At 63.9% G+C, this 16,375-nt stretch carries 11 protein-coding genes and 2 pseudogenes; 6 read left to right on the top strand and 7 right to left on the bottom strand.

The window, feature by feature from the left end; translation table 11 throughout:
* The first annotated feature begins 2 nt into the window (after positions 1 to 2).
* From AC25ND_RS17280 to AC25ND_RS17300, 5 genes and pseudogenes are all read left to right on the top strand, one after another.
* Positions 3 to 365 carry an STAS domain-containing protein gene (locus tag AC25ND_RS17280; RefSeq protein ID WP_028692979.1) on the top strand — a complete coding sequence of 121 codons (363 nt, stop codon included), beginning with the start codon at positions 3 to 5 and terminating at the stop codon, positions 363 to 365.
* Positions 362 to 766, top strand: a pseudogene (locus tag AC25ND_RS17285) (anti-sigma regulatory factor). The gene AC25ND_RS17280 and the pseudogene AC25ND_RS17285 overlap by 4 nt, the downstream one beginning before the upstream one ends.
* Complete coding sequence (locus AC25ND_RS17290; protein WP_062361230.1) at positions 763 to 1,773, top strand: ATP-binding protein; 1,011 nt, start codon at positions 763 to 765, stop codon at positions 1,771 to 1,773. The pseudogene AC25ND_RS17285 and the gene AC25ND_RS17290 overlap by 4 nt, the downstream one beginning before the upstream one ends.
* Positions 1,766 to 2,629: a sensor histidine kinase gene (locus tag AC25ND_RS17295; RefSeq protein ID WP_069016688.1), complete on the top strand. Its 864-nt coding sequence runs from the start codon at positions 1,766 to 1,768 to the stop codon at positions 2,627 to 2,629. The genes AC25ND_RS17290 and AC25ND_RS17295 overlap by 8 nt, the downstream gene beginning before the upstream one ends.
* Positions 2,619 to 4,565 (top strand): response regulator, encoded by a 1,947-nt coding sequence (locus AC25ND_RS17300; protein WP_186597175.1) that lies wholly within the window; start codon positions 2,619 to 2,621, stop codon positions 4,563 to 4,565. Before AC25ND_RS17295 ends, AC25ND_RS17300 begins: the two co-directional genes overlap by 11 nt.
* Positions 4,566 to 4,649: 84 nt before the next feature.
* On the opposite strand, the gene AC25ND_RS17305 is transcribed toward AC25ND_RS17300, so the two are convergent.
* From AC25ND_RS17305 to AC25ND_RS17335, 7 genes and pseudogenes are all read right to left on the bottom strand, one after another.
* Positions 4,650 to 5,936: an NAD(P)/FAD-dependent oxidoreductase gene (locus AC25ND_RS17305; protein WP_486976456.1), complete on the bottom strand. Its 1,287-nt coding sequence runs from the start codon at positions 5,934 to 5,936 to the stop codon at positions 4,650 to 4,652.
* A 53-nt stretch (positions 5,937 to 5,989) separates the two neighbouring features.
* Positions 5,990 to 7,543, bottom strand: coding sequence for an amino acid permease (locus tag AC25ND_RS17310; RefSeq protein ID WP_069016685.1), 1,554 nt, complete (start codon positions 7,541 to 7,543; stop codon positions 5,990 to 5,992).
* Entirely contained in the window at positions 7,540 to 7,812 is a 273-nt protein-coding gene (locus AC25ND_RS17315) for a hypothetical protein (protein WP_139121060.1), read from the bottom strand. Before AC25ND_RS17315 ends, AC25ND_RS17310 begins: the two co-directional genes overlap by 4 nt.
* A 215-nt stretch (positions 7,813 to 8,027) precedes the next feature.
* Complete coding sequence (locus AC25ND_RS17320; RefSeq protein WP_082750443.1) at positions 8,028 to 9,797, bottom strand: phosphoethanolamine transferase CptA; 1,770 nt, start codon at positions 9,795 to 9,797, stop codon at positions 8,028 to 8,030.
* A 960-nt stretch (positions 9,798 to 10,757) separates the two neighbouring features.
* Positions 10,758 to 11,513 (bottom strand): methyl-accepting chemotaxis protein, encoded by a 756-nt coding sequence (locus AC25ND_RS17325; protein WP_373875692.1) that lies wholly within the window; start codon positions 11,511 to 11,513, stop codon positions 10,758 to 10,760.
* Between the two features lie 102 nt (positions 11,514 to 11,615).
* A pseudogene (locus AC25ND_RS17330) lies at positions 11,616 to 12,884 on the bottom strand (methyl-accepting chemotaxis protein); the annotation flags it as partial.
* 56 nt (positions 12,885 to 12,940) lie between these two features.
* Positions 12,941 to 14,293, bottom strand: a complete 1,353-nt coding sequence (locus AC25ND_RS17335) for an APC family permease (RefSeq protein ID WP_028692987.1) — start codon at positions 14,291 to 14,293, stop codon at positions 12,941 to 12,943.
* 429 nt (positions 14,294 to 14,722) lie between these two features.
* Between AC25ND_RS17335 and AC25ND_RS17340 the strand changes: the two genes are divergently transcribed.
* Complete coding sequence (locus tag AC25ND_RS17340) at positions 14,723 to 16,234, top strand: YdgA family protein (RefSeq protein ID WP_028692988.1); 1,512 nt, start codon at positions 14,723 to 14,725, stop codon at positions 16,232 to 16,234.
* The last annotated feature ends 141 nt before the right edge of the window (positions 16,235 to 16,375 follow it).

Here is a 16,375-nt window from a genome sequence, read left to right on the forward strand (position 1 = left end):
CCATGGACCGTATCCCGATTCTGCGGATGGGCGAGTTTCTGCTCGTGACCATCCAGGTCGACATGCATGACAAGCTGGCCATGTGCTTGCAAGACGACCTTACCGACCGCATCAGCGCCACCTCCGCCAGGGGCGTGTTGCTCGACATCTCGGCGCTGGACATGGTCGACTCGTTCATTGGCCGGATGATCGCTGACATCGCCAGCCTGTCGCGGCTGATGGATGCCCAGGTGATGGTGGTGGGCATGCAGCCGGCCGTGGCCATTACCCTGGTGGAACTGGGCTTGACCCTGCCTGGGGTGAGCACGGCACTGGATGTGGAGCGAGGCATGCAGCGGCTCAGCCAGCACGTGAGGCACCCATGAGCGGCGAGCACAGTGGCAGCCTGCCGGTACGCATCGAGCAGGACGTGGTACTGGCCCGGTAGTTGGCGCGCAAACTGGCCAGCGATTGCGGCATGCGCCTCGTGGACCTGACCAAGCTGGTCACCGCTGTCAGCGAGCTGGCGCGCAACACCGTGATCTATGGCGGCGGGGGCGACATGGATTGGCAGGTGCTCGAGGAAGCGGGTCGCACCGGAGTGCGCTTGTTGTTCCGTGACGAAGGGCCGGGTATCGCCGACCTGAAGCTGGCCCTGACCGATGGCTGGACCTCCGGCAATGGCCTGGGCCTGGGCCTGACCGGCGCTCGCCGTCTGGTGGACGAGTTCGAGCTCGACAGCGTGCCAGGCGAGGGCACGCGGGTGACGATCACGCGATGGATATGAATATTTCTGCCAGCAGGACGCTGGTCTTGCCCTTGGAAGAGGGCACCCAGATCGGCCACGCCCGGCGCACCGCTCAGCGCCTGGCCGAGCAACAAGGCTTCGACAGCGAGGACGCCGGCCGTGTGGCGTTGCTGGCTACCGAGCTGGCCAGCAACGTGCTCAAGCACGCCGGAGCGGGTGCATTGCACTTGCGCAGCGTGCCCGGTGCCAACGGCCTGGGCATCGAGTTGCTGGCAGTGGACCGGGCCCAAGGGTTCGATGCCCAGACATGCCTCGTCGATGGCTACTCCACCGGTGGTACACAGGGCATCGGCCTGGGCGCGGTGGCACGTATGGCCAAGGTGTTCGACATGCACACCGACGCCCGCGGCTCGGTAATCATGGCCCGCGTGTACCAACGCGCTGCCGAAAGTCGTGACCTGCGCATCGGCGTCAGCCATCACGCGCTGCATGACGACCCGGCTTGCGGCGACACCTGGCACGTCGCGCTCACCCACGGGCGTCTCAGCGCCTTGCTGGTCGACGGCCTGGGGCATGGCCCGGATGCCGAGGAGGCGGCCCAGAGCGCGGCAGCGGCATTCGCCGAGGATGCCTTTCTCGACCCACTTTTGCTGATCGAGCGGCTGCACCTGGCGATGTGCAGCACCCGGGGCGGCGCGGTTGCCATCGCACAGCACGATCAGCACAGCGGCCATATGGCCTTCTCTGGCATCGGCAACATCGGCGCCAGTCTGGTGGCGCCGACCCGCATGCGCGGCATGCCCTCGCTTCCAGGTATCGTCGGCGGGCAATACCGCAAAGCCCAGGTCTTCGACTACGCTGACGTGACGGGCAACCTGCTGATCCTCTACAGCGACGGCCTGCAGTCGCGCTGGAATCTACAAGACTACCCTGGGTTGGTGCATCGCCACCCGGCGGTGATTGCTGCCGTGCTGCATCGGGATTTCTGCCGGGGGCGGGACGATGTGACGGTGCTGGTGATCGACCTGGAGCCAGACCATGGCTGAGCCTACCATGCGAGACGCCGAGCAGTTCGCGCGGCTGCAGGCCGAAAACGAGGCCCTGCGCGCCGAGCTCGAAGAAACCAATCAAGGCGTGCTGGCCTTGTATGCCGAGCTGGACATCCAGGCTGAGCACTTGCGCCAGGCGTCCGACCTTAAAAGTCGCTTTCTGTCGTACATGAGTCATGAGTTCCGCACCCCGCTGGGCTCGATACTGAGCATCACCAGCCTGCTGGCCGACGAGCTGGACGGGCCGCTGTCGGAAGAGCAGCACCGCCAGGTTGCATTTGTCAGTAATGCGACCCGTGAGTTGTCGGACATGGTCGACGACCTCCTCGACCTCGCCAAGATCGAGGCCGGGCGCATCACCATCTCGCCGGCCTGGTTCGATATGTTCGACCTGTTCGCGGCGCTGCGCGGGATGTTTCGGCCGATCGTCGACGCCACGGCGGTCGACCTGATTTTCGAAGAGCCGGTGGGCCTGCCGCGCCTCTATACCGACGACAAGAAGCTTGCGCAGATCCTGCGCAACTTCATCTCCAATGCCTTGAAGTTCACTACCCGCGGTGAAGTGCGAGTGTCGGCGCAACTCGTCGATGCGCAGCACATCCGCTTCGCCGTCAGCGATACAGGCATTGGCATTGCCTCGGAGCTGCTGGGCACGTTGTTCGAGGATTTCGCACAGCTCGATTCACCCTTGCAGAAACGCCTGCGTGGCACCGGCCTGGGGCTGTCGTTATGCAAGCGTTTCGTCACGCTGCTGGGCGGGGAGGTAGGCGTGCACAGCGAGCCAGGGGTCGGTTCCACTTTCTTCGTGATCATTCCGCTGGCGTTAGCCCAGGAGAGTGTGGATGAAACCTGACCTGCGCCTGCTCATCGTCGATGACAACGTCGCCACCCGTTACGCCCTGCGCCGCCGCCTCGGCGCGCACGGCTACGAAGTGCTCGAAGCGGGCACCGGCGGGGAGGGGCTGGCGCTGATTCGTGACGAGCAAGTGGATGCGCTGATTCTCGACGTCAACCTCCCGGACATGAGCGGTTTCGACATTGTCCGGTTGCTGCGCGAGGACAGTCGCACGGCGCTGTTGCCGGTGATCCACGTGTCGGCGGCATCGATCCAGAGCGGCGATATCATTACTGGCCTGAACGCCGGTGCCGATGCTTATCTGATCCACCCGGTGGACCCGGACGTGCTGCTCGCCACCCTGCGCACCCTGCTGCGAGTGCGCGACACCGAGCGGGCCTTGCGCCAGAGCGAAGCGCGGTTCCAGGAAATCTTCCGGGGTGTGTCCGCCCCCATCGCCGTGCTCGATGGCGACTTGAAGGTGCACGAATGCAACCACGCCTTCGCCCATCTGGTGCAGGACAACCGCGACCCGCTGTGTCTGCACGAGTGCTTCGCCGAAGGCCAGGTCAAGGCGCTCGAGGAGTTGCGCCAGCACCTCGCGGCGGGGGAGCGCTGGAAAGGCACGCTGGGCATGCGCCTGCAGGGGCAACCGCGCGACACCGAGTGGCAACTGTCGCCGTACCAGGCGCCTGGTCTGTGTCTGGTGTTCGTCGAGGACATCACCGAACACCGTCACCGCGAGCGCTCGCACCTGGCACGCCTGGAAGATGCCAACAGCCAGTTGGCCAGGGAAGTGGCCGAGCGCGTGCGCACCGAGGCGCAACTGTTGCAGTTGCAGAAAATGGATGCCTTGGGCAGCCTCACCGGTGGCATCGCCCACGATTTCAACAACCTGCTGACCGGCATCATCACCAGCCTTGAGCTGATCCGCAAACGAGTGGCGGAAAACCGTGTGGAAAAGGTGCCGAAGTATGCCGAGGTGGCGCTGAGCTCGGCCAACAGCGCCGCCGTGCTCACCCAGCGGCTGCTGGCCTTTGCCCGCCAGCAACCGCTCGACACCCGTCCGGTGGACGTCAACCAGCACATACGCTCGCTGGAGGAACTGGTGACCCGCACGATCGGTGAGCGAGTCACCCTCACCCTGGAGCTGTCCACCCTGCCGGCCATCGCCCTGGTCGATCCGGTGCAACTGGAAAGCGCGGTGCTAAACCTGGTCATCAACGCCCGCGATGCGCTGCCCAAGGGCGGGCAAATCTGGGTCAACACTTCGGCGGCCTGGTGCCACGGCGACGCCAACCTCGCCGATGGCGCCTACGTGGCCGTGACCGTGCGCGACAACGGCAGTGGAATCGAGGCCGAGTTGCTCGACAAGGTCTTCGATCCGTTCTTCACCACCAAGCCTCTCGGCCAGGGCACTGGCCTGGGCTTGTCGACCATCTACGGTTTCGCCCGACAGTCGGGTGGCCATGTGGAGCTGCGCAGTGTGGTTGGCAAGGGCACCGAGGTGACGCTGTTGCTGCCGGCCAGCGACGAGGCGGCGGTCAGCCTGGACCGCGAGGTCGGGAATGACCAGCAGGGCAATGGCGAGCACGTGTTGATCGTCGAGGACATGGCCTCGGTCCGACTGTCGGTGGCCGAGGCGCTGGGCGAGGCCGGGTACCGATGCACCTTGGCGTCGACCATCGATGAGGCGTTGCAATACCTGCAGCAGGAGGAGAGCATCGACCTGCTGTTGACCGATGTCGGACTACCGACCATGAGTGGGCGAGAGCTGGCTGACATCGCACGGTTGCATCGACCAGGGTTGCCGGTGCTGTTCATGACCGGGTACGCCGATGCGGCGCTGGACCGCCAGGCGTTCCTGGGGACAGGGATGGAAATGCTGGTGAAGCCATTCAAAATGTCGGAGTTGCTCGACAAGGTCAAGCACGCGGTAGTGCGCTTGGGCTGAGGGGCGCCGTGACCTTCTCGCCGCTGTACGCGCTTGGGTTACCCCGATGCGCATGATCGGCATGCCATCAATGGAATACCGGCGTCAACGGTTCAGCCGCCGAGCATCGAAGGCATCGCGTGCCTGGTAGGCGGTGTAGGTGGCCTGAGCTGCCACCAGGCCGGCCAGGCCAAAGGTGCGTTCGAGGCCGAACCGGCTGAAACCACTCGGGATCGGCAGGCGACGGGCGATGGCGTCCGCCAGGACTTCGCCGGCGACCGTGGTCGGTGCCATGCCGTGGCCGCCGAAGCCGACGGCGTGCCAGATGCCGTTGGCGTCCTGGCCGATCTGCGCCATCTGGTGGCGTCCGTAGCTCATCAGGCCGCCCCAGGCGTATTCCAGCGCCACGTCCTCGAGTTGCGGATAGACGCTCACCAGGTCGGCCTTGAGCAGCTTGGCGATGGCCTGTGGCCCGCGATCGAGGATGGATATGCGTCCGCCCCAGAGGATTCGGGTGTCTTTCAGTGGGCGGTAGTAATCGAAGGCGAAGCGTGTGTCGTAGATGGCCGACTGGCAGTCGATGGCGTCCGGCAAGCGCGCGCCCAATGGCGGGGTGGTTACCACGTAGGTGGCGATCGGCAGCACGGCGCGTTCGATCGGGGCGTAGATGCCACGGGCATAGCCCCCTGCGCTGAACACCACTTCCTCGGCATGGACTTCGCCCTGGCCGGTGCGCACGATGTAGCCGCCTGCCTTCTTCTCGATGCCGGTCACCGGCGACTGCTCGTAGATCGTCACCCCGGCCTGGGCGGCAGCCTGGGCGATGCCGCAGACGTACTTGAGCGGGTGGAAGTGGAATGCGTTGCGCTCCAGCAATCCGCCGTAATAGCGCTCGGTCCTGAGCTGTTCCTTCAGTTCGCCGGGGGCGATGTATTGCCAGTCGACGCCATAGGCCTGCTTCATCAGCTGGCGCGGATTCTTCAGGCGCGACGGGTCGTTGAACCAGTTGGCGAGGATCACGCCCTGGTCGACCAGGTCGCAGTCGATGGTGTAGCGGCGGGTGCGTTCGCGGATCAGGTCGACGGCGTCGAGTGTCAGTCGATACAGCTTGCGTGCCTCGTTGGCGCCCAGCGCCGATAGCAGGTCGGCGTTGCCAAGGCTGTAGCCGCCGAAGACGAAGCCGCCGTTGCGTCCCGATGCACCATGGCCAATGCGTTGCGACTCGAGGATCGTCACATCGCTCACCCCGCGCTCGGCAAGCCCTATCGCGGTCGACAGGCCGGCCAGGCCGCCACCGAGTATGCACACGCGGGTATCGGTGCGCCCACTCTGGTCAGGGTAGAGGGTTCTGCTGGCGGTGGCTTCGTAGTAAGAGTCGAAGGTGCTGTTCATCAGGGTCCCGGAGCAGTGATGGGCGGACCGGGGCGGGTCCGCCAATGGAGTTTTCAGGCGGGCTGCTGACTGGCCGCGACCGCGTTGCCGGAAGGCTCTGCTTTGCTACGTTCGGCCTTGCGCATCTCGATGCTGGAGAAGTCCATTTCCCTGTAGCGCACCACCCTGGAGCCTGTGACCAGCTTGTGGCCGAACCAGACCACCACGAACAGCACCAGGCCGACATAGGTGGCGAAGGCACCGATCCAGTCGATCTGCCCGCCGATGAACGCCTGGTAGTTCTGCCCGAGCATCACCACCATGCACAGGCCGAAGGCGAACAGCGGGCCGAACGGGAAGTACTTCGAGACATACGGCAGTTTCGCCAGGTCGTGGCCATGGAACAGGTAGCCGCGGCGGAAACGGTAGTGGCTGATCGCGATGCCCAGCCAGGCGATGAAGCCGAGCATGCCGGAGGTGTTGAGCAGCCACAGGTAGAGCTTGCCAGGGCTGAACAGGAAGCTCAGCAGGCACAGGCCGGCGACTGCGGCGGTGGCCAGCAGCGCCCAGACCGGCGTGCCGCTGCGGGTTACCCGGGCGAAGATGGCCGGCGCCTTGCGCTCCAGCGCCAGGCTGTAGAGCATGCGTGAGGAGGCATACATGCCCGAGTTGCCGGCGGACAGCACCGAGGTCAGGATCACTGCGTTCATCACGGCGGCGGCGGCGAGCATGTCGGCCTTGGCGAAGATCAGGGTGAACGGGCTGATGGTGACGTCCGACAGGCCGTCCTTGAGCAGCCGTGGGTCGGTGTAGGGGATCAGCAGGCCGATCACGACGATGGTGAGCACGTAGAACAGCAGGATGCGCCAGAAGATCTGACGCACGGCCTTGGGAATATTGCGCCCCGGATTTTCCGTTTCGCCGGCGGCGATGCCTACGAATTCGGTGCCCTGGAACGAGAAGCCGACGATCATCGCCACGCCGATCAGCGCCGGCAGGCCGCCGGCAACGGGCGCGTCGCCGATCTGCCAGAGGTGGGCGCCGCCGTCCTGGCCGCCTTCAAGGATGCCCAGCAGCATCAGCACGCCCACGGCGATGAAGATGAGAATGGTGATGACCTTGATCAGGGCGAACCAGAACTCCGCCTCGCCGAAAAAGCGCACCGAGGCGACGTTGAGGGCGAACAGCAGCACCAGGAAGGCCGCGCTCCAGATCACCCCGGGGGTGTCCGGGAACCAGTAGAGCATGATGATCTGCACGGCCACCAGGTCCACGGCGATGGTCACGGCCCAGGAGTACCAGTAGTTCCAGCCCAGGGCGAAACCGAAGCTTTCTTCCACGTAGCGCGAGGCATAGGTGGAGAACGAGCCGCTGACCGGCATGCACGCGGCCATTTCACCGAGGCTGGTCATCAGGAAGTAGACCATCAGGCCGATTACCGCGAAGGCCAGCAGCGCGCCGCCGGGGCCTGACTGGGCGATGGTGGCACCGGAGGAGACGAACAGGCCGGTGCCGATGGAGCCGCCGATGGCGATCATGTTCAGGTGGCGGCTGGTGAGGGTGCGTTTGAGGTGTCCGGAAGGCGGGGTTGCGGCAGTCAAGTTTGCATTGTTGTTCGAATGGGTCATGGGCAACCTATTGGATCTGCATTCGGGTGAGTTGTTGTTTTTGTTGTGATCTGACCACTTCCAGTTGCAGGTGACGGGCGCGGGCTGGGCGCCGGTCGGCTGACGGCTTCTCCAATGCCGTGGCAGTTGCGATTGCTTTGATTGAAATCAGTATTGGCGTTGAAAGGCGTTCTCAACAAACGACAATTAGTTGCTACATCATTCCCTTTTGGAATGTTTAATTTCGTCGTTTTGATCCTATGCGAAAGGTGATGTTTGTCCGTATTCATCTGAGTTTCCCATGATTACTGAGGCACGAGTCCGTCATTCTGGAGCGCGATATTGTCATTTTGTAATTCTCAGGAAATGTACGAAACAATATGGCGGAAAATTATTCATCATCGATGCAACAAAAAACCGATACCTGGGGGACCAGATATCGGTTTTCGAAAGGTATCCCTTCAAGTGAAGGGGTGGGGATGAATGGTAGGCCGTGCCCGAGTCGTCAGCCTTCGTCAGGGCGAACCGTGTCGCTGCTGGCGGTCCGCTGCTCCTGTTTCGTTCGGGCGCCGGGCAGTTTGTCGAATTCATGCAGCCCGTTTTTCGCATACGGGTCGCCGATCCAGCGTGGGCTGGCGGTGAACGCTTCGTTGACCAGGCTCTTGGCCGGCTCGTAGCGGTCGTAGCTCAGGCCCGCCAGGTCGGACAGGGTGTGGATCAAGTGTGCGCTGCTGTAAGGGCGGTTGGCCATCGACTGCAGGTCGCGCGGGTGCGCCGCCTGCCAGCTGGGTGAGGTCCAGAGCAGGAAGGGGATGGTGTACATCGGCCGGGTTGGGTCGGCTTCGTTGCGGCCAAGGCGATCATGATTGCCTGAGCTGTAGACATCCTCGCCATGGTCGGAGAGGTACAGCAGGAAGCCGTTCGGTGTGCTGGCCGAATAGCGCTTGATCAGGTCGGACACGACGAAGTCGTTGTAGCGTACGGCGTTGTCATAGAAGTTGTAGGTCTGTAGCTGGTCGGGGGACAGCGCCGCCGGCGCGCCGGTGTGGTCCTTGAAGTGGTCGAAGCCGGCCGGATAGCGGTAGCGGTAATCCATGTGCGTGCCGAGCAGGTGGACGATGATCAGCTTCTTGCCGGCCGGGTCCTGCAGGGCCTTTTCGAAAGGCGCCAGGACCACGCTGTCGTATTGGCTGGCGTTCTGGTTGCGCTGGTTGTTCAGGTAGACCGGCATGTCCGTCTGCTGGGAGAAGGTGGTGAGCATGGTGTTGCGCTTGGTCATCGTCTGCTGGTTGGTGATCCAGAAGGTCTTGTAGCCGGCCTGTTTCATCAAATTGATCAGCGACGGGTCGGTGAGGAAGCGATCAGGATGCTGTTCATCGCCGAACGTCAGGATTTGCTGCATCACTTCGATGGTGTACGGGCGTGGCGAAACGACGTTGCGGAACACGGTGAGGCCCTTGTCGCTGGCGGCCAGGGTGTCGAGATTCGGTGTGGTGTCGCGGTTGTAGCCGTAGAGGTGCATGTGCTCGCGAGTGGTGGACTCACCCAGTACCAGCACCAGGGTGCGTGGCGCGTCGCCGCTGGCATCCTTGAGGTTCTGCAGTGGCGGCAGGGCGGCGTTCTGCTCCAGCAGAGCCTGCATGTTGTCCAGTTGCTGGCGGTATTGCCGGTAGCCCACCACCAGTTGCCAAGGTACCGCGGCCGCCATGCGCTGTTCGACCTTTTCCCGGGCGTCGGCGAAGCTGCGTTGTTGGGAGACCATCTGCTTGTAGAACGGGTAACCCAGGGTTGCTGTCAGTAACACGGCGACCACCGGCAGGCGGCTGTAAAGCGGCAGGGTGACCGGGCGGATGCGCCGCCACAGCAGCACGGCGATCGCGCTGTAGAGCAGCAGCCCCAGGCATAGCCAGACGCTGAAGTATTGGCTGAAGTATTCCCCGGCCTCGGCGGTGTTGGACTCGAACATCACGAAGATGACGCTTTGCGAGAACTCCTGGCGGTAGATGGCGAAATAGCTCAGGCCGACCAGCGAGCTGGCCCACAACACCAGCCCGATCAGGGCGGCAAGGGGGCGGGTCAGGCGGGGTAGCAGCAGGACCGGTGCCAGCCACAGGCTGCTGAGGAACAGGGCGTCACGGAAGCCGGCGAAGCCGGTGGTGCCGCTGAACAACAGCAGAGCCTGGGTGATGCCGGAGAAGTACCAAAAGAACAGCAGGAGCCAGCCGAGGCCGGGCCAGTCGATGGATTTTCTAGCGGGGGGAGTTGTACGGGACACGTGTGCCTCAGAGCGCGGTTGCCTGCCGGATCGGTTGGCAGGCGACGCTAAAGGGGACCGTGTGAAAAGATCGTCAACAATTCATGAAAGTCCTGGAGAGGCCGACGAGTGAGATACGAGTAACTTGCTCTTGTTGTTCGCTCTTGTTGTTCGCTCTTGTTGTTCGCTCTTGTTGTTGCTGTTTGCTGTTTGCTTTTAAGCGCGCGGTAGATCAGGCAACACCAATTGCGACTTCAGGAGGCCGAGTGGAGTTCTTGCGTAGGGAGGTGACGGGCATGGATGCCCGTCAAGCGCTGCGCCCCAGGATGGGGCGTTCAGCGCGGTCCTCCCGGGAGCAAGAACGGAGCGAGGGAACCCCGGAGCGAAGCGTAGGGGCCGGATGAATGGAGCGAGGATTTTTTGGTTCCTTTTTGATCCTTCAAAAAGGGACCCGCCGTAAGGGCGGCAAGGTGACTTTGCGTCACCATCGTAAATGGATGCGCGTATAACTTTTAAAACAAACTATTTAAAAGTCAAAGTCAAAGTCAAAGTCAAAGTCAAAGTCAAAGTCAAAGTCAAAGTCAAAGACGGTCGGTGTCGGTATTTATTGTTGTAAGCGCATTCATTTGCGATGGTGACGCAGAGTCACCTTTTCGCCCTTACGGCGAGTCACTTTTTGTCAAACGCGACAAAAAGTAACCAAAAAACGCTGCGCTCCGTTCATCCGGCCCCTACGCTTCGCTCCGGGGTTCCCTCACTCCGGCCTTGCTCCCGGGAGGACCGCGCTGCAGGGCCCATCCTGGGCCCCAGCGCTTGACGGGCATCCATGCCCGTCACCTCCCTGCGCAAGGCCTGCGTTCGGCCTCCTGAAGTCGCGAAGTTACGGGCGGCGCCTGGACTGGCGTAGCTGTCGCTAGTGGGGAAGGGGTTAACCTTGCGATCAAGATCAAGATCAAGATCAAGATCAAGATCAAACAACGGCTATACCCGGAACTGCTCCATCAACACCTGCTGCTGGTTGGCCAGACGGTTCAGCGCCTGGCTGATCCGCGCCGACTCGTCGGCCTGTCCGGCCAGCGACTCGGTCACATCACGTATCCCCGCCACGTTGCGGTTGACCTCCTCGGCCACGGCGCTCTGTTCCTCGGCCGCCGAGGCGATCTGCAGGTTCATGTCGGTGATCACCGCCACCGCCTCGCCGATCCGCTGCAACGCCGGCAGCGTCTGTTCCATCTGCGCGGCGCTGTCCTGGGCCTGACGCTGGCCGGCGTGCATCGCGCCCACCACGTCCTGGGTGCCTTGCTGCAGCCCCTCGATCACCTGGCGGATCTCCTCCACCGAGACCTGCGTACGCTGGGCCAGGTTGCGCACTTCGTCGGCGACCACCGCGAAACCACGCCCAGCCTCGCCGGCGCGGGCGGCCTCGATGGCGGCGTTGAGCGCCAGCAGGTTGGTTTGCTCGGCGATGGCACGGATTACCTCGAGCACCGAGCCGATCTGCTCGCCGCGGCTTTCCAGGGCACGCGCCTCTTCCATGGCCGCGTCCATGCCGCCGGCCAGTGCGCCAATCGCTTCACGGGTGGCGGACACCCGCGCCAGGCCGTCGCGGGTCGCCTGATCGGCGCCGCGCGCCGCTTGCGCTGCCTGGGCGGCATTGTGGGCGACGTCGTGGGCAGTGGCGCTCATCTCATTGGCGGCGGTGGCCACCTGCTCGATCTCGCGGTGCTGTTGCTGCATGCCGTCGCTGGTCTGGCTGGCGATCAGCGCCGACTGGTCGGCCGTACCACGGGCCTCTTGCAGGGAGCCCTTGAGCTGGGCGATCACCGGCTGGAGCTTGTCGAGGAAACGGTTGAACCAGCCGGTCAGCTGGCCCAGTTCGTCGTCGCGGGCGTAGTCCAGGCGACGGGTCAGGTCGCCTTCGCCACTGGCGATATCCTGCAGGCGGGCAGCCACGGCCAGGATCGGCCGGGTCACGCCGCGGGCAGTCAGCCACACCAGCAGCAGCCCCAGCACGGCGGCGCCCAGGCCGATCAGCAGGCTGACCAGGTTGGCGCTCTGGTTCTGGCTGTCCAGGCGCAGATTGAGGGCGACAGCGGGGGCCTGCAGCACTTGTTCAGGCAGCTCGAGCAGGACCTGCCATGGCGCCGCGCCGGGGATCGGGGTGAAAGGCCGGGAAATGCGCATGGTGCCGCCGTCCAGGCGCTCGACCGCCTGGCCGGCGCGCAGCGGGCCGAGCAGCGCGGTGGCGCTGGCGCCGAAGGCCTGCTGCAAGGTCTTGCTCAGTTGGCTGGCGTCCTGGCTGTGGCCGGCGAGCAGGCCCGAAGGGCTGACAATACTGACCTGGCCCTGTCCATCGAACAGCTCCTGGCGACCGGCCAGGCTCAGTTGCTGCAGGTTGTCCAGGCCGATGTCCAGGCCGACCACGCCCACCACCTTGCCGTTTTCCAGCAGCGGCAGGGCGATGCTGGTCATCAGCACCTGGTGGCCGTTGACCTCGTCGAAGTACGGGTCGAGCACGCAGGCCTTGGCGGTCTCCAGCGGGCAGGTCAGCCAGCGGTTGTAGGGCGAGCCGTTGGCACCGATGCTGGTGTCGGCGAGCATCGACTCCGGCATTGCCTCCACCTCGAGGGTACCGGTGCCGGGCTGCGACCAGTACAGGGAGAAGCGGCCGCTGTCGTTGCTGCCGTTGTCGGCCTGGCCGACGAAGCGAGCATCCTGATGATCCAGGGCGTTGGGCTGGAACACGAGATAGAGGCCGATCAGGTCGGCGTTGCCAGCCAGGGCGGCGCGCGCCTCGCGGCTGAGGTCGGCGCGCAGGTCACTGCCGCCACGGGCCTTGAGCGCCTGCACCAGGCGGGCGAAGCCGTTGCCGTACTGGTAGGCGTCCATGAAGTAGCGCTGGATACGCAGGGCCTGGGTCTCGCCGTGGGCCTGCAGGCGCAGGCGGGCGCTGTGGTCGAGCAGCTCGGTGTTGGCCAGGAACACCTGCTCGGCGCTGCGTCGGGCCTGGGTGAGCGAAGTGGCCACCAGCAGGGCGACGATGGCCAGCAGGCACAGACCGGCGAGCAGGGTGATCTTCCACTGGATGGAGAGACGGCGCAGCAACATGGGCTTTTCCTTCTCGGGCAAACAGGACGCCCGCGGTCAGGCGGGCGTCGGTGGGGTCAGTCGGCGATGCAGTTCGGTGGCGCTACCCTGAAGGCCTTGGTCAGCCAGGCCAGGTAGAGCACGCCAAGCAGGGCCCAGACACCGCCGAACAACAGCGAGTGTTCGTTCAGGTCCAGCCACAGCGAGACAATGATGCAGAAGCCTATCGTCGGCGCCACCAGATACTTGAGGTTGTTCGTCAGGCCCTTGTTCTGGCCCTCGCGGATGTAGCAGTGGTTGATCACCGACAGGTTGACGAAGCTGAACGCCACCAGCGCGCCGAAGTTGATCACCGAGGTGGCGGTGACCAGGTCGAAGAAGATTGCCGACAGCGAGATCAGGCCGACCACGGCGATGTTCAGCACTGGGGTCTTGTAGCGCGGGTGCAGGCGGGCGAACACACCGGCCGGGATCACGTTGTCACGACCCATCACGTACAGCAGGCGCGACACGCTGGTCTGCGAGGCCAGGCCCGAGGCGATGGTGTTGATCACCGTGCAGGCGATGAAGATCGACTGGAACAACTTGCCGCCGACGTACAGGGCGATTTCCGGCAGGGCCGCCTCCTGGTCGTGGAAGCGTGCCATGGTCGGGAAGTAGGCCTGGATGAAGTAGGACACGCCGATGAACACCACGCCGCCGATCAGCGCGGTGAGGAAGATCGCCCGTGGGATGGTCTTGCCCGGGTCGCGAGTCTCTTCCGACAGGCAGGTCACCGCGTCGAAGCCCAGGAACGAGAAGCACAGGATGGTCGCACCGGCGGCGAGGGCGGCGAACTGGGTCTGGTCGTCGGCGAACGGCACCAGGCTCCAGGCGGTGCCCAGCCCCTCGCCGTGGCCCAGTCCACGCCAGCACAGGTAGATGAACACACCGATGATCGCCACCTGCACGGCGACGAACAGCAGGTTGAAGTGCGCCACCAGGTTGACGCTGCGCATGTTGATCAGGCTGATCAGGGTGACGAACCCGGCCACCCATACCCAGGCCGGTACCTCGGGGAACATTGCCGATAGGTAGAGCTTGGCCAGCAGCGCGTTGACCATGGGCAGCAGCAGGTAGTCCAGCAGCGACGACCAGCCCACCAGGAAGCCCACGTGCGGGTTGATGGCGCGTTGGGTGTAGGTATAGGCCGAGCCCGACTGTGGGAAGCGCCGCACCAGGGTGCCGTAGCTCACGGCGGTGAACAGGATACCGGCCAGGGCCAGGAGGTAGGCGCTGGGTACATGTCCGGCGGTGATGCCGGAGACGATGCCGAAGGTGTCGAAGACGGTCATCGGGGTGAGGTAGGCCAGGCCGATGATCACCACATGCCAGAGGCGCAGGGACTTGCGGAACTGGGTGTTGCCGGGGGCGCTGTGGTCAGGCTGCATGCGGGCGCTGCTCCTTGATCGAAACAACGGGCACGGCAGATGACGGGCACGACAAGGTCGAGCGGATGGGCTCCATGTTGTTCACCTTTTATGTTGGAGCTGCGGGGTGCGCGAAATAAACAACGATGGTCGTTTGAGTGTCAAGTTAAACATGACAGAGTGCCAAACGGATGGGAGGTTAATCGGTTTATTTGGCCGTTATGCAGCGCTTTTGGCCGATTGAGCAGATCGTAAGTCGATTTTGATGTTCGTAAAAATTTACAAGCCTTGTTCCGGTGAGCTCCGTGCCCGGCGGTGTGGCGACAGACAAAATGCCTCACGCATTACCGCGTGGGCCGGGTGCCAGTGGTATTCTTGCCATCTCCAGCGCGGCCTCGTTTCCGTGGACCGCTCCAACGATCTCCCTATGGACAGCAATCGGTTCTATTCATGAAGAAATCAGTAGGCATCCTTTCCGGTCTGGCCGTGGCCATCGCCGTCGCAACCACCGCTGGCGCCTGGTACACCGGCAAGCAGCTGCCCGCGGAGCTGGAACGCTCCGTCGCCCGCGGCAACGAAGAGCTGAAGAAAGCCCTGGCCGGCAACGGCGGCAGCATGACCATCGAACTGGTCTCGCTGGACCAGCACTTCTTTACCAGTACCGCGCACTACCGCCTGAAGGCCGAGAACGTCCAGCTCGGCGAAGCCGAGGCATTGAACTTCCAGGTGGGCGTGACCGACCAGATCGAGCACGGCCCGTTCCCCTGGTCGCGGGTCAAGGCCTTCAAGCTGATGCCGGTCATGGCCACCAGCAACAGCGCGCTGGACAAGGATGACTTCACCAGCGGCTGGTTCACCGCCGCCGGCGACAAGTCGCCGGTCACCGCCCAGGTCAGCCTCGGTTACGGCGGCAGCGTCGACAGCGACATTCGCCTGGCGCCGGTCACGCTCAAGGAAGACGGCGGCAATGTCCTGGACTTCTCCGGCCTGCAGCTCAAGCTGCGCGGCGACCGTGAAGGCAAGGCGGTGGAGATCCACAGCAGCGCCGAGCACCTCGAGCTGAACTTCGTCGACGAGCAGCAGGCGCCAGTGAAGATCCTGCTCAACGGTTTCAAGGCCGGTGGCAAGCTCAGCGAGACCGCCCATGACATGGTCTATGTCGGCAACTTCGATCTGGCCCTGGCCGACACCCAGGTGACCTTCGGGCCGAAGCAGGAAGTGCTGGTGCTCAAGGGCCTGCAGCAGAACAACCTGTACAACGCCGAGGGCGAGGCCAAGGACAAGCTGGCCGGGCGCCTGGAATACAAGGTCGATGAGATCAGCTACGCCGGTCGCAAGGTGGGCAGCGCGGAAATGGTCCTGACCATGAAATCCATCGACATCCCGGCCATGCAGGCGTTGATGGAGTGGTACCAGACCCAGCTGCCGCAGATGCAGCAGGCCGCCGCCGATGGCGAGGCGCCGTCGCTGGAAATGACCCCCGAGGAGCAGGCCAAGGTCCAGGGTGACCTGCAGAAGCTGCTGGTGGCCAAGCCGCAGGTGGCGGTGGAGAAGCTGGCGTTCAAGACCGCCAATGGCGAGAGCCGCTTCAACCTGGCGATGGACTTTGCCAGCCCGAGCTCGTTCGACCTGCCGCCTGATCAGTTGGGCAAGCAGTTGCTGACGCAACTGAAGGCCAAGCTCAGCGTTTCCAAGCCGATGGTCGCCGACCTGGCCACCTTGCAGGCGCTGCTTGAGGGTGAGACCGATGCCCAGGCCATCGCCCAGCAGTCCAGCCAGGCCGGTGAAATGGTCGGCATGATGGCGCTGCAGAGCGGCATGGCCACGGTGCAGGGCAGCGACGTGGTGTCGAGCCTGCAATACGCCGACGGCATGGTCGACTTCAACGGCAAGAAGATGACTGTCGAAGAGTTCGCCATGCTGATCAGCGGCCACCTGGCCGCGCTCCAGCCGCAGGGCTGATCCCTCAGGCAGACCCGCTCCCGTCGTCTTCGTGGGAGCGGGCTTGCCCCGCGATGGGCCCTCCCCGCAAAAACCCCTTTTGCATCCCTCCGATTGCCTGTAGCCTTCGCGTCCGATAAGAATCCGCGCCCGCAGAGGGGC

This window comes from Pseudomonas sp. P110(2024) (genome assembly GCF_057480795.1).